The organism is Halomarina pelagica (assembly GCF_024228315.1).
GTDB lineage: Archaea > Halobacteriota > Halobacteria > Halobacteriales > Haloarculaceae > Halomarina > Halomarina pelagica.
In genome coordinates, this window is record NZ_CP100454.1 from 1,639,399 (window position 1) to 1,652,314 (window position 12,916).

Below are 12,916 nucleotides of genomic sequence, written 5' to 3' on the forward strand. Positions count from 1 at the left end.
AGAACGCGCAAATATCTGAGAAGAGGGCGAGGTGATCGGGGCGGAATCAGGGTCACCAGCGCCGCGGTCGACGACAGTGAGTCGACCGCGAGCGAGGCGTCCCGGCAGGAGTCGAACCTGCGGACGGATTCCCGACCGGCGGGCGGAACGCGCGACCCGAGTTCTCGATCGGGGTCACGCCTCCGCCTCCACCGTCGCCTCGATGACGCCGAAGCCCGCTTCGAGGTCGGCGGCCTCCGCGTCGGCGACGAGCGCGACCTCCGCGAGGAGGTCGACGCGGATGTCCGTCGCCGTGGGGCGAAAGCCGCGGACGTCGAGCGAGTCGACGCGTTCGATCGCCGCTACGCCTTCGAGGACGCTCCGCGCGCCGCCGGCGAGGTCGCCTGCGGCACCGCGGGGCACCCAGAGCCTGACGGCCACCGACGTGGCCGCGAGTTCATGCAGGGGCATGAGGCGTCCGCCGGGGGTCGAACCCGGAGCGTGGCCGTTCCACGCGGACGCGGCCCACTGCGCGAGTCGCGGTGACTCGCGTCTGCTCGCGAAGACTGATGTCGGGGAGAACGCTAGCGCACTCGGTCCCACCCGACACCGTCCGGACGGGGCGTCGCCGTCCGGTTACGCGAGACGGGTGGACCGAGTGCAGCGGTGCTTCGCCGCGTCGACCACGTACCCCCCGCTGACCGGGACAGCGAGCGTCGGGATGTGGTTGAACGCGGTCATGGACGAGCACCGGCGCCCTGAGTCGGGCGCGTGGCACGTCCTCTCGTATCGGCGGCACCCTCTTAGTCGTTGTGTAGGATTGACACGAAGTGACACACCCCGGCGCTTTTCGTCGTCGGGCGCGGTGTCACGGCACATGGAACCGGTCGCACACACCGTCGAGGCCCGCGACGGCCTCGCGCTGAACCTCTGGGAGCGGACCGCCGCGGACGCCGAGGAGGCCGTCCTCTACGTCCACGGGAGCATCACCTGCTCGCGGGCGCTGTTCGACCCGCCCGTGCCCGGCGACGACTCCCGCTCGTGGCTGGCCGCGACGGCCGATTCGGGTCGGACGGCGTTCGCCCTCGACGTGCGGGGGTACGGCGACTCCGAGCGCCCGCCCGAACTGGACGAGCCGCCGGAGGAGAACGACCCGCCCGTGCGCGCCGACCTCGCGGCGAAGGACGTCGCCGACGCCTACGCGTTCGTCCGCGAGGAGTACGACGCGGTCCACCTCGTCGGCGTCTCCTGGGGAACGAACACCTGCGGGCGGTTCGTCGAGCGCGACGCGCCCGACGTGCGCTCGCTGACGCAGGTCGCGCCGGTCTACGAGGTACCCTACGACGTGGAGGAGGGCCTCGCCGCGCTCGGCGTCGACCCCGACTTCGGCGCGTACTACTACCAGGAGTACGAGACGGTGAAGGAGCGCCAGGGGGAGGCCGACGACCTGTTCGAGGCGATCTGGCGGACGCAGGTGGAGTCGAACCAGGGCGTCGACGAGGACCGCTACCTCGCCCAGACCGGCGCGCTCGCGGACTACTACGACTGCGGGCGGGGCGAGCCGCCGTACGACGCGGCGAACGTCGAGGTGCCGACGCTCGTGATCCGGGGGAGCGCGGACGCCATCTCGGTGCGCGAGGACGCGACGACGCTCTACGACGAACTGGGGTGTCCGGACGACGCGGCCGAGTACCACGAACTCGCGGGCGCGGACCACTACGTCATGCACGGCCATCGTCGACGGGCGCTGTACGACGTCGTGGGGGAGTTTCAGGATCGGGTCGGACGGATCTGATCGAGGCTGGATCGCTCTCGCGTCCGCAGCGGCGGCTTCGCCGGACGACCGACGTAAATCTCGGAGCGCTGGGCGGCGGCCAGCGCCGACGGTCAGCCGAGTTCGAAGACCGCGGCCCGCTCGTCGGTCACGACGCCGTACTCCGCCGCCGCGACCGTCTCCGGGAGTTCCCAGCCGTCCTCGGCGTAGCGCGAGGCGAGGCTCGCCCTGACGGCCTCCCTGACGCACGCCCGCGCCGCGCCGCCGACCGCGGTGGCGCTGCCGGCGAACGAGTCGGGATCGTCGCCCGGCGGACAGCCGACGACCGCGGCGTCCGTCGTCGTCCCCGGAAAGCCCGTCTCGGCGAGCAGCGCGGCCGTCTTCGCCTCGACGACCACCCCCAGCAGCGACGCGAGCGCCCCCTCGGTCAGGGGCGTCTCTGCGCCGAGGAGGACGTTCACCGTCCCCGGCGGTTCGTCGTCCGACGAGGCGTCCGGCGGAGCGTTCGGTGGGGCGTTCGACGAAGCGGGAGGCGGGTCGGGCGAGTCCGCCCGGGCGGTCGCCTCCGCCGCCTCCCGCGGCTCCATCGGGAGCGACGCGGGGTTCGAGACGCCCGCCGTGGCGAGGCAGACGACCCCGTTGAGTCGCGCCCCGCGCGCGTGGCGGGTATCGACGCCGGTGAAGAGCGTCGGCCCGGGGGCGTCGAACCCCGCCCGCTCGCGGCGCGAGTCCGCGTACGCGTCGAGGTCCACCTCGGGCCAGCCCTCGGGGACGCCGACGTTGTACGCCGCGCACGCCTCGCGAAAGCCCCCGCACCACCCCGAGGAGAGCCACCGGACCCGTCGGTCCGCCCGCAGGCGACACACCCCCTCGGTCGCGTCAGTCGAGTACACCGTCCACCTCCGCGAGCGCGTCGAGCAGGCGGTCGGTCGCCTCCGCCGTCCGCACCGCCACGCGGACGTGCGAGTCGAGCCCCCGGAACGTGGTCGCGTCCCGGAGGGCGATCCCGCGCTCGCGGAGGGCGGCGAGCAGCGGCGCGGGGTCGGCCCCCACGTCGCACAGCAGGAAGGGCGCGTCGGAGGGGTACACCTCGAAGTGCCGTGCGAGCCCCTCGCGGAGGCGCTCGCGCTCGCGGGCGACCCGGCGGCACGTCTCGCGGACGAAGGCCTCCTCGCGCATGCAGCGCGCGCCGACGCGCGCGGCGGGCGTCCCGAGCGCCCACGCCGGGACGGCCGTCCGCAGGCGCTCCCCGAGGCGGCCGTCGGCGACGGCGAATCCCGCGCGGAGGCCGGGCAGGCCGAACACCTTCGTCAGCGACCGGGCGACGATCACCCCCGACGCGCCCGCGAGCGACGGGCGGTCGGTGAAGTCGAGGAACGCCTCGTCCGCGAGGAGCGGCGTCCCCGCCGCGCGACAGCGGTCGAGGAAGGCGTCGAGGCGGTCGGGATCGGGGAGGTCGCCGGTCGGGTTGTTCGGCGCGCAGAGGACGGCGAGCGCGCGCCCGTCGGGGTTGGTGTCGAGGAGGTCCGCGTGCGGGACGAACTCGGGGACGCCGCCCTGCAGGCGCACCTCGCGGGCGTACTCGCCGAAGGAGGGGTACGGGACGAGCACGGAGTCGCCCGGCGCGACCGTCACGCCGACCGCGAGGCGGATCGCCGCGAGGCCGCCCGGCGTCGGCACGACGTGCTCCGGATCGCACCCCACGTGGTCGGCGGCCGCCCGCCGGAACGCGGGGTAGTCGTCGCGGGGGTAGGTCCGGGAGGCGTCGAACGCCCGGTCGTACGCCGCGCGCGCGCCCTCGGGGACGAACGGGTTGCAGTTGGCGCTCAGGTCGAGGTCGACCGAGTCGTCGCTCCCGTGAGGCACGCGCGAGACGGAATCGACGCTCTCAGGGTCCATCGTCGGTCCCCGCGTCCCTCCCGGCGGGAGCAGGTGATTCGGCGTCCCCACCCGCGAGCAGGCGGTCGTAGACGATCCGGATCCGGTCGCGGACCGCGGGGAGCGCGCCGCGCTCGGCCGCGAGCGCCAGCGCCCCGCCCATCCCGACGCCCTCCTTGCCGACGCCCGCCAGGTAGTGGCGGGTCGCGACGTGCTCGTCGGTGAACCCGGGATCGGTGATCGTCGGGTCGAGGTCGAGCGCGGCGCAGGCCCCGCGGAGGTCGGGCGTCGAGTCCGCGACGAAGGAGGTGGTGGCGAGTTCGAGCGGCCCGTCGGTGAACCCTCTAGCGACGGCGGCCGCCGCGAGCATCTGCGTCCCGCCGCCGAGGACGACCTCGGTCCCCGAATCGAGCGCCCCCACGGCGAGGCCGGCCACGCCGGCGAGGACGGGATCGCCCACCGCGCGGACGGCGAGCAGCGGGTCGTCCGCCGCGTCCCCGGGTTCCAGTCCGGAGGCGTCGAGCCCCGAGGCGACCACCTCCCGCTTCAGTTCGAGGGGGTTCTCGGGGAGCGAGGAGGAGACGCCCGCGTCGCGGCCGAGCGCGGTGAGCGTCCCGAGAGCGGTGGTCGTCCCCCCGGGGATCGTCTCCGCGAGGACGAGCGGCCCCGGCAGGGAGCGGCCGAGGCGGCGCGCGCGGTCGAAGACCCCGTCGGCGTCGGGGACGGCCACCGGGGCGCGCACGTCGCGGCCCGGTTCCGCGCCGAGGGAGACGACCGGCGCGCCCGTCGGCGCGGCGAGGCCCGCGTCCACGACGGTCGCGTCGAAGCCGAGCACCTCGCGGGCGGCGCGGGTCATCACCGCGGGCGTCGGACAGCCCTCCGGGCTGACCGGCGTCGGGTGGGTCGTCCCGTCCGGGGCGGTGACGGGCGCGCCGTAGGTCAGGATCTCGGCGTCGGCGCTCGGCGTGTGGCGCATGAGCGCGGGGTGCGCCCCGGCGGCGCTGATCCCCTCGACGGCGGCAACCTCGGTCGCCCCGGCGACCAGGACTAGTCGCATCGTTCCTCCGCGATCCGGACGTCTCTCGGGCGGTTCACGTTGACGGCGAGTCGATCGTTTTCGGTGATCATGATGGAATCGGGGTCGTCGGCGACGACGTTGCAGCCGGTCGGGGCGAGTTCGCGCCCCTCGTGCTCGAACGCGGTATCGACGCTCGCGCCGAGGGCGCGCTTCAGCGAGGCGGGGACGCAGACGGCGAGCGACCCGCGCTCGGCGGCCGCGTCGAGCACGGCGTCGAGCGTCGGCCCGTCGAGCAGCGGGAGGTCCGCGACGACGGTGAGGACGGGCGGCTCGACCCGCGGGTCCGCGAGCGCGCGGTCGAGGTCGGCCACGTAGCCCTCGCCGGGCGTCCCGATCGACGGGAGGTCGAGGCGCTCGCGGGCGACGCGGACGGTCTGGGGGGCGTGCGGGGAGGTGACGGCGTAGGTCGCCTCGACGCGCGATGCGGCGCAGGCGGCGGCGACGCGCGCGACCATCGGTTCGCCGCAGACCTCGACGAGGGGTTTCTCGCCGCGGTCGAGGCGCGTGCCGCGCCCGCCGCACATCAGGAGAGCGTCCACAGGACCACCCCCGCGTGGAGCGCGCAGACGCGCCCGACCTCGTTCGCCGCGCCGAAGACGTCACCGTTCGCGCCGCCGAGCGCCCCCCGCGCCCACCAGAGGACGGCGAGCCCGCCCGCGAGGCCGGCGAGGACGGCCCCCACCGCGGCGAGGGAGAGGCCGGTCAGCGCGAGCGCGGGGACGGCGGCGACGGCAGGCCCGACGAACTGGGCGGCGTCGGCGCGGCGGGTGAACCCCGCCCCGAGACCGTCGTGGGTCGCCTCGCCGAGGCAGGCGACGGCCGCCATCGAGAGCTTCGCGCCCACCTCCGCGGCGATCACGACGCCCGCGAGCGCGAGTGGCGGGAGCGCGGCGAGCGCGATGCCCGCCAGCGCGAGGCCGACGAGGACCGTCCCGAGCGCGAGGACCGCCCCGACGCCGACGGTCGTGTCCTTCAGGACCGCGCGACGCTCCGCCGGGTAGCCGTGGACCGCCGCCGCGTCCCCGAGGTCGGCGACGCCGTCGGCGTGGTTCACCCCCGTCACGAGCGCGAGCGCGGCGAGCAGGACGAACGCGACCGTCGGCCCGGGGAGCGAGAGCGCGGCGGCGAGCGCAACGGGAAGCGCCGCGAGCGCGCCGATGGGGTACGCCGCGAGGACGAAGGCGACGGGCGCGCGCCGGAAGGCCTCCCACGCCGCCTCGGTGCGGCCGACGGGGAGCCGCGAGAGGAAGCCGAGCGCGCCCGAGAGGGCGGTCAGGACCACCCGATCACCCCCGGGAGGGCGGGGAGGGCGAGCGCGAGCGCCGACAGCGCGAACGCGAGCACCCCCGCCCGGTCCGCGACGCGGATCCCCCGCTCGGCGGCGGCCCGCGAGGGGAGCGGGGCGTCGGGGTTGAGGGCGTAGACGTCCGGCTTCTCGAGGCGCGCGCCGGTCGCCGCCGCGAGCGTCCCCATCGGCCACCCGGAGTTGGGCGAGGGGACGCCCGGGAGCCACGGCCGCGCGGCCGCAAGCGCCGCGGGCGAGCGCGCCGACAGCGCGAGCAGGAGCGCGCTCGCGCGGGCGGGGAGCCACATGACCGCGTCATCCAGGCGGGCGCTCGCGGTGCCGACCGGCTTCGAGCGGTAGCCGAGCATCGAGTCGAGGGTGTTCACCGCCTTCACCCACGCGGCGGCCCCCGCGCCGAGGGCCGGACCGCCGACGAGCGACCCCGCGACGAACGCGAGCAGCGGCGCGACGAGCCCGTCGGCGAGGTTCTCGGCGGCGCTCTCGACGGCGGCGCTCCGGACCTGCCCGGCGGAGAGGGTGGTCGAATCGCGGCCCGCGAGCGCGCGCAGTTCGCGGCGCGCGCGCGGCAGGTCGGCGGCGGACGCGGCGACCACTTCGCGGGCGACGTCGACGAGCATCCGCCTGCTCGTGGTCGAGAAGAGGACGAGGGCCGCGAGGAGCGCCCCCGCGAGCGGGTCGAGCGTGGACGCGGCACGCACCGCGGCCCACGCCGCGCCCGCGGCGAGCAGCGGGAGCGCGACGGCGACGCACGTGCCGACGAACCGCGGACGGGCCCACTCGCGGTCGAAGGGGGCGACGAGGCGGCCGAACCGGGCGACGGGGTGGAGGCGCGCCGGCGGCTCCGCGAGGAGCGCGTCGAGCGCCCCGGCGAGCAGGACCGCGCCGGCGGCCGCGAGCGACATCTATCGCCCCTCCAGCCAGTCGGGGAACCCGGTCAGCGGGACATCCGCCACGTCGAGAAAGCGCCCGCCGACGGCCTCGACGCCGGCGTCGGTCCGGGGGTCGTCGCCGACGTGGAGCAGCGAGTCGGGGGGGACGTCGAGCGTCCGGGCGGTCGCCTCGAACGCCCGGGCGTCGGGCTTGCGCCAGCCGCAGGCGACGCTCGTCACGACGGCGTCGAACAGCGACCGGTCTACGTCCGCGCGGATGAGCGCGCGGGCGACGAGTTCAGGGACGCTACAGTTCGAGCAGACGGCGACCGGGCCGCTGGCGGCCGCGGCGGCGACCGCCGCGGACGCGCCCGGGACCGTCTCAACGTCGGGGTCGAAGGCGGCGACGACCGCGCGGCGGGCGACGTTCGCGGGCGCGTCTACCCCCCGACTGCGGAGGGCCGCCGCGACGTGCGCGGGGAGGGGGACCTCCGCGCCCTCGGGAGCGTCGACGTGCCGCTCGCGGTAGGCGTCGCCCCAGTCGTCGGGAACGGCGACGCCGCGGGCGGTCAGCTCGTCGGCCACGGCGCGGGCGGGATCGTCGGGCGTCGTCGCCCGGACGAGCGTTCCGAAGAGGTCGAACGTAATCGCCACTGCCGTGTGATTAGCCCAATTCGACTTGAACGCGACGGTCGCGCGCCAGGGCGGACGGTATCGCCGACGCGCCTGCGTGCGACCATCGCCGTCACGCTTGCTACCGTGTGGCAAAGTGCTATAGTGGGAGGGGTCGAATCGGCGGTATGCATCGACCAGCGCTTCGGGCGGCGAGGCGCGAACTCGTGACCGCCGCCGGACGGACCGAGGGCCGCGTCGAGCGATGTCTGCACGGACAGGTGATCGAGCTGACGAAGCTAGTCGTGGAGGGGATCTCCGACCCGGAACGCCTCGATGCCCACGTCGAGGCGCTCGAGGAACTCGTGCCGGACGCGGGCGACGGGGCCGACCACGTGGAGCGGGCCATCGCCCGCGTCCGCGAGGTGCGCCGCGCGGCCGAGTCGACCTGAGAGTCGAGTCGACGTGAACGGTTTTGTCGGACGGTCGCGTAGCGGTCGCTATGGTTCGAGAGGAACTCCAGGCCGCGAGCGACGAACTGAACGAGGCGGCGTCGATGGCCGACGGCGAGACGAGAGAGCGCATCGAGGGGCAGGCCGACGAACTCGCCACCCTCGCGAGCGCCGAGCGGGGTCCCGATCAGGGGCGACTGGACCGACACATGAACATCCTGCGCGAGCTATCGGGCGACGCGGGCGACGGCGCGGAGCACGTCGAGCGCGCCCTCGAACACGTCGAGGAGTACCGGAAGGGCGTCAGCGGTATCTAGCCTCCGACGCGCCCTCCTCGAGCATCTTTCCCGCCGAGACGGCGATCTCCTCGAAGGCGTCGATGTCCATCTCGTCGGTCGTCATGAGCACGCCGTGGTCGCCCACGAGCACGCGGCTAATGAAACCGTCCGAGAAGACGCGGATGGTGAACTCGTACTCGCCGATCTCCGGTTCGGTGTCGGGTTCGAGCGAGAGTTCGGTGTAGCTGTGCTGGGCGTCGAATCCCTCCCGTTCGATCTCGACGAACCGCTCTTTCACCTCTCGAGCGCGCTCCTCGTTCGGGTAGAGGTCGCTTCGGAGGTAGAGCAGATCGAACGCGTCCGGCGTGAAGTAGATCACGCTACGGAGCGTGTCACCGACACCGGTTCGGCACGTGCTGACGAGTCCCTCCGCGAAGTCGACCGAGATGTCGGTTGACATACCGCCGATAGATCACGGGCGAGTATGAGCACATCGTACGTCGCCACCGCGGCCCGCGCGGTGAAGCGAGCGACGAGACGGCGACTGATACTGTCGGACGGACGCCGGGTCAGCCGTCCGTCACGTCGTTCGAGTCGTCCCCGCCCCGCTCGGACGCCCGCTCCCGTCCCTCGTCCGTCTCGCTCTCCGCCCTTCCGTCACCCGCCTCGCTCCCCCCACCCACCTCTCTCTCGCTGGCGGGCGCGTCCGCCGGAACGTCGAGGACGCCGTGCGGCGAGACCGCGAGCACCGGGATCGACGACGCGAGGAGGACCCGCTCGGTGGTGCTCCCGAGGAAGTGTTCGAACCCCTCCCGACCGCGGGTCCCCATCACGATGAGGTCGACGTCGTGGTCTTCGGCGTACTCGACGATGGCGGCGTGGACGTACAGGCCGTGTTCGAGCACCGGCACCGCGTCGACGCCCATCTCCTCGGCCTCCGCGACCAGGGCGTCGAGCGCGGCCTCGCCCGTCTCGCGAAACTCCTCGAGCGTCGTGCGCATGCTGTGTGCGCTGAAGAGCATCTTCTCGACGCTCTCGTCGACCACGTACAGGAGGTGCACCGTCGCGCCGACCGACCGGGCCAACTCGAAGGCGTGCTCGGCCGCGGCCGTCGCGATGTCGCTGCCGTCGGTCGGAACGAGGATGACGTCGTACATGGGCGACGGTGCGCGAGGACGGCACTTATACTGTCGGCCGTATCCGCCCCATCGTTCGGACGCGATCGAAACGGACGTAGTCGAAACGGACGCAGTCGATCGAACCGAGTGGGGTCGACGGTGCGACCGCCACGACCGACGACGTAGCCGCCTCCGAGCGGCGGGGGTATGCGTATAGCGCCAACGCCTATGCCAGTGCGTCGCACTGCTCCCCGTGGGCGTCGCTCCGCCGGGGAGCACTCCCAGTATCGGCACACGATTCGTGGTGGAGACGTGTCACACGTCATACGTTCCGGGGGGAGACCCTCCCCCACCCCACCGTGGACCGACGACGTTCCGTCGGAGAGACCGTTCTGGATCGCCGTCCGACACCTCGAATCGAGCGACCGCCGGCCCGAACACGTCGACTGGATCGTCGCGGGAGGGCGGTGGCCGCACCCGGACTACGCGGACTCGTCGGGGACCCGCCGGTAGTGCGTCCCCCTGACGACGACGCCGTCCTCCACGACTCGTACCTCGCGCAGGGGAAGCTCGCCGGCGAGGTGGGCGTCGCAGATCTCGCTGCCGGTGACGCGCGTCCCATCTGCCGCCTCGTAGAGGGGCATGTACGACGGGAGGGCCCGGACGCACTTACGCTGTCGGCCGGTCCCCGTACCGACCGGTCGGCACCCCGGACATCGACGCTCGCGAACCGGAGCCGGCCGACGGGCGTGGTCCCGGCGACGACTCGACGCCGGTGAACGGCGTCGGCTCCGTTTACACGCTGTGGCCGACCGTCTCGTCCCGCGTCGAGGAGACGTTCCGCCCCTTGCGTCGGTTACGGGGAGGGTCTGCGTCCCTCGATCGGGACGCTGTAAGACGCACCCGATTCGCCGTGGGACTCACTGGTTCGAATCGGCTCAGGGGGGCGTTTCACTGCTCACTGCATCCCCGGGAGAAGTCCGCCCTCCCCGATTTGAACGCCGGAAGACGGTTCCGCTCGCTACGCTCGCGGACTGCGACTTCCGAGCACGAAATCGGCTCGGCCGGATGTACACGACAAATCCGCCCTCCCCGATTTGAACGGGGGGCAAGTCGATCTACAGTCGACTGCTCTGCCAGACTGAGCTAAGGGCGGTCCATCGGATAGGAGCGGCGCGCGGAATTTAACCCTTATCCTTCGGTCGCGTCGGTCACGTGTCCGACGGAGGAGGAAGATTCATATATCCTAACCAATATACGATACACGACCGGATGAGCAAGATCACGTTCCGCGCCGACGACGATCTCATCTCGCGATTGGAGGAGTACGACGCCTCCAAGAGCGAGGTCATGCGCGAGGCGCTCCGCGCGTACCTCGACGACGCGAGCGGCGCGTCGCGGACGTCGGGCGCGTCGGGCGCGTCGGACGCCGCACACGACCGCGAGCGTGATCCCGACCTCGATTCCCGCCTCGACGAGCGCGTCCGCGAGCGGGTGGACGCCGCCATCGACGAGCGCGTAGACGACATCGTCGCCGCCGTCCTCCCCGAAGTCCTCGCGCACGTGCGAGGGGACTACGCCCGACAGCCCCCGACCCGCGGGGCGCAGGACGTCAACCTCACCATCGCGGTGGAGGGGGCAGGTGCGGTCAGGGGGGCGCCCGACCGGGTCGACGCGGCTGGCACGCACGACGCAACCGGGACGACCGACGCCACCGACGCGACCGACGCCGCCGACGCGACCGCACGTAAGACACCGAACGACGCCGATCCGCGTCCGTCCGACGCCGCGCACGATCGTGACCGCGAGCGTGAACGCAAGCCTGAACCCGAACGCGCCTGCGGCCAGTGCGGCGAGGGGCTGTCGTCGTCGCACGTCTTCTGTCCGAACTGCGGCGAGAAGGCGAGCCACCGCGTCTTCTGCGAGTGCGGCGACGAGGTCCGCTCGGACTGGAGCTTCTGCCCGGGGTGCGGTCGTCGCACGCCAGCGGCGGACGTCCTCGACCGCCAGTAACGCCCGACGTTTACGACCTGTCCCGGACCGTGTCTTACATCAGGGCAAAGATTTATTATACGCCGGTATATGTAAACACCTGCGTAAGACGATCGTCTTACACGGGGCGGTCGCGGGGGGACGACCCGCGCCGTCTTGCGGTTTCGACGTGTAAGACGGATGGGCCGGTGTGACACGTGGCCCGCCGTCTTACCGGACACAAGGGGAAAACAACAATGGAGCGTGTGACACTACGGATTCCGAAGCAGCAGATCGAAGAGGTCGAACGCATGGTCGAGACGGGCGAATACCCGAACCGGAGCGAAGCGATCCGGGCCGCCGTGCGCGACATGATCAACGAAGAGAACGCGGAACGCCAGCGGCAGAACAAGCGTCCGTGGGCGAGAGCGTAGATGCAGGACATCGTCAACTCGGCGCTCGAGAACGCCGAGAAAGAGCAGCGCAAGATGTCCGGCGGGTCGGACGACGAGGAGTTCGGTGAACCCCGGATCGTCATCGTCGGCTGCGGCGGCGCGGGCAACAACACGGTCAACCGCCTGTACAACATCGGCGTCGACGGTGCCGAGACCGTCGCCATCAACACGGACAAGCAGCACCTCAAGATGATCGAGGCCGACACCAAGATCCTCGTCGGCAAGTCCCTCACCGCCGGGCTCGGGGCGGGCGGCGACCCCGAGATGGGCGAGCGCGCCACCGAGATGGCACAGGGGACGATCAAGGAGGTGCTCGGCGAGGCGGACCTCGTGTTCGTCACCGCCGGGATGGGCGGCGGCACCGGCACCGGTGCCGCGCCCGTCTGCGCGAAGATCGCGAAGGAGCAGGGCGCGATCGTCGTCGGGATGGTCTCGACGCCGTTCAACGTCGAGCGCGCCCGCACCGTGAAGGCCGAGGAGGGGCTCGAGGAACTCCGCAACGAGGCCGACTCGATAATCGTCCTCGACAACAACCGCCTGCTCGACTACGTGCCGAACCTGCCCATCGGCAAGGCGTTCTCCGTGATGGACCAGATCATCGCGGAGACCGTCAAGGGCATCTCCGAGACGATCACCCAGCCCTCCCTGATCAACCTGGACTACGCGGACATGTCCACGATCATGAACCAGGGCGGGGTCGCGGTGATGCTCGTCGGCGAGACCCAGGACAAGAACAAGACCGAGGAGGTGGTCAAGGACGCGATGAACCACCCGTTGCTCGACGTGGACTACCGCGGCGCGTCCGGCGGCCTCGTCCACATCACGGGCGGCCCCGACCTCACGCTGAAGGAGGCCGAGGGCATCGCCCAGAACATCACCGACCGCCTGGAGGCCAGCGCCAACGTCATCTGGGGGGCGCGCATCCAGGAGGAGTACAAGGGGAAGGTCCGCGTCATGGCCATCATGACCGGCGTCCAGTCGGCCCAGATCCTCGGGCCCACGACCCAGAAGCAGGCCGACGCCTCCCGGCAGGCGCTCGACAGCGACACCGCCGAGAACTACACCTACGGCGAGACCGACGGCGGCACGCCGGAACTCGAACAGAACAACGGTCTCGACGTCATCCGCTGATCGGCGTCGCGGCCG

17 protein-coding genes and 1 tRNA gene are annotated in these 12,916 nt (G+C 72.5%); 6 read left to right on the plus strand and 12 right to left on the minus strand.

What is annotated here, in order from left to right:
- Positions 1-174: 174 nt before the first annotated feature.
- Positions 175-450 carry a hypothetical protein gene (locus tag NKI68_RS08500; protein WP_254546285.1) on the minus strand — a complete coding sequence of 92 codons (276 nt, stop codon included), beginning with the start codon at positions 448-450 and terminating at the stop codon, positions 175-177.
- 406 nt (positions 451-856) lie between these two features.
- Between NKI68_RS08500 and NKI68_RS08505 the strand changes: the two genes are divergently transcribed.
- A complete protein-coding gene (locus NKI68_RS08505; protein ID WP_254546286.1) occupies positions 857-1,774 on the plus strand; it encodes an alpha/beta hydrolase in 918 nt (305 codons plus the stop codon).
- A 92-nt stretch (positions 1,775-1,866) separates the two neighbouring features.
- Here NKI68_RS08505 and NKI68_RS08510 read toward each other — a convergent pair whose 3' ends face one another.
- The 7 genes from NKI68_RS08510 to NKI68_RS08540 are packed head-to-tail and all read right to left on the minus strand — an operon-like array spanning position 1,867 to position 7,538.
- A complete protein-coding gene (locus NKI68_RS08510; protein WP_254546287.1) occupies positions 1,867-2,646 on the minus strand; it encodes an adenosylcobinamide amidohydrolase in 780 nt (259 codons plus the stop codon).
- On the minus strand, positions 2,633-3,652 hold the full coding sequence (locus NKI68_RS08515) for a threonine-phosphate decarboxylase (RefSeq protein ID WP_254546288.1): 1,020 nt from the start codon (positions 3,650-3,652) through the stop codon (positions 2,633-2,635). The genes NKI68_RS08510 and NKI68_RS08515 overlap by 14 nt, the downstream gene beginning before the upstream one ends.
- Positions 3,642-4,688 carry a nicotinate-nucleotide--dimethylbenzimidazole phosphoribosyltransferase gene (locus NKI68_RS08520; protein ID WP_254546289.1) on the minus strand — a complete coding sequence of 349 codons (1,047 nt, stop codon included), beginning with the start codon at positions 4,686-4,688 and terminating at the stop codon, positions 3,642-3,644. Before NKI68_RS08520 ends, NKI68_RS08515 begins: the two co-directional genes overlap by 11 nt.
- The gene (locus tag NKI68_RS08525) at positions 4,679-5,233 is read right to left on the minus strand and encodes an NTP transferase domain-containing protein (protein ID WP_254546509.1); all 555 of its coding nucleotides are present in this window, start codon (positions 5,231-5,233) and stop codon (positions 4,679-4,681) included. The genes NKI68_RS08520 and NKI68_RS08525 overlap by 10 nt, the downstream gene beginning before the upstream one ends.
- Positions 5,233-5,991 (minus strand): adenosylcobinamide-GDP ribazoletransferase, encoded by a 759-nt coding sequence (gene cobS, locus NKI68_RS08530; protein ID WP_254546290.1) that lies wholly within the window; start codon positions 5,989-5,991, stop codon positions 5,233-5,235. Before cobS ends, NKI68_RS08525 begins: the two co-directional genes overlap by 1 nt.
- Positions 5,982-6,917: an adenosylcobinamide-phosphate synthase CbiB gene (gene cbiB / locus NKI68_RS08535; RefSeq protein ID WP_254546291.1), complete on the minus strand. Its 936-nt coding sequence runs from the start codon at positions 6,915-6,917 to the stop codon at positions 5,982-5,984. The genes cobS and cbiB overlap by 10 nt, the downstream gene beginning before the upstream one ends.
- The gene (locus NKI68_RS08540) at positions 6,918-7,538 is read right to left on the minus strand and encodes an HAD family hydrolase (RefSeq protein ID WP_254546292.1); all 621 of its coding nucleotides are present in this window, start codon (positions 7,536-7,538) and stop codon (positions 6,918-6,920) included.
- 146 nt (positions 7,539-7,684) lie between these two features.
- Here NKI68_RS08540 and NKI68_RS08545 point away from each other — a divergent pair, with 146 nt between their 5' ends.
- Both NKI68_RS08545 and NKI68_RS08550 read left to right on the plus strand, forming a co-directional pair.
- A complete protein-coding gene (locus NKI68_RS08545) occupies positions 7,685-7,948 on the plus strand; it encodes a DUF7553 family protein (protein WP_254546293.1) in 264 nt (87 codons plus the stop codon).
- Positions 7,949-7,998: 50 nt separating this feature from the next.
- Entirely contained in the window at positions 7,999-8,265 is a 267-nt protein-coding gene (locus NKI68_RS08550; protein WP_254546294.1) for a DUF7553 family protein, read from the plus strand.
- On the opposite strand, the gene NKI68_RS08555 is transcribed toward NKI68_RS08550, so the two are convergent.
- The 4 genes from NKI68_RS08555 to NKI68_RS08570 all read right to left on the minus strand — a co-directional run bounded on the left by NKI68_RS08555 (position 8,252) and on the right by NKI68_RS08570 (position 10,500).
- Complete coding sequence (locus tag NKI68_RS08555; protein WP_254546295.1) at positions 8,252-8,686, minus strand: DUF7522 family protein; 435 nt, start codon at positions 8,684-8,686, stop codon at positions 8,252-8,254. The genes NKI68_RS08550 and NKI68_RS08555 overlap by 14 nt on opposite strands.
- A 109-nt stretch (positions 8,687-8,795) precedes the next feature.
- The gene (locus NKI68_RS08560) at positions 8,796-9,383 is read right to left on the minus strand and encodes a universal stress protein (protein WP_254546296.1); all 588 of its coding nucleotides are present in this window, start codon (positions 9,381-9,383) and stop codon (positions 8,796-8,798) included.
- A 443-nt stretch (positions 9,384-9,826) separates the two neighbouring features.
- The gene (locus NKI68_RS08565; protein ID WP_254546297.1) at positions 9,827-9,988 is read right to left on the minus strand and encodes a hypothetical protein; all 162 of its coding nucleotides are present in this window, start codon (positions 9,986-9,988) and stop codon (positions 9,827-9,829) included.
- Between the two features lie 438 nt (positions 9,989-10,426).
- Positions 10,427-10,500 (minus strand) — tRNA-Tyr (locus NKI68_RS08570).
- Between the two features lie 116 nt (positions 10,501-10,616).
- Here NKI68_RS08570 and NKI68_RS08575 point away from each other — a divergent pair.
- The 3 genes from NKI68_RS08575 to ftsZ all read left to right on the plus strand — a co-directional run bounded on the left by NKI68_RS08575 (position 10,617) and on the right by ftsZ (position 12,901).
- A complete protein-coding gene (locus tag NKI68_RS08575; protein ID WP_254546298.1) occupies positions 10,617-11,357 on the plus strand; it encodes a double zinc ribbon domain-containing protein in 741 nt (246 codons plus the stop codon).
- Positions 11,358-11,572: 215 nt separating this feature from the next.
- Positions 11,573-11,749, plus strand: a complete 177-nt coding sequence (gene cdrS, locus NKI68_RS08580) for a transcriptional regulator CdrS (protein WP_254546299.1) — start codon at positions 11,573-11,575, stop codon at positions 11,747-11,749.
- The gene (gene ftsZ, locus NKI68_RS08585) at positions 11,750-12,901 is read left to right on the plus strand and encodes a cell division protein FtsZ (RefSeq protein WP_254546300.1); all 1,152 of its coding nucleotides are present in this window, start codon (positions 11,750-11,752) and stop codon (positions 12,899-12,901) included.
- The last annotated feature ends 15 nt before the right edge of the window (positions 12,902-12,916 follow it).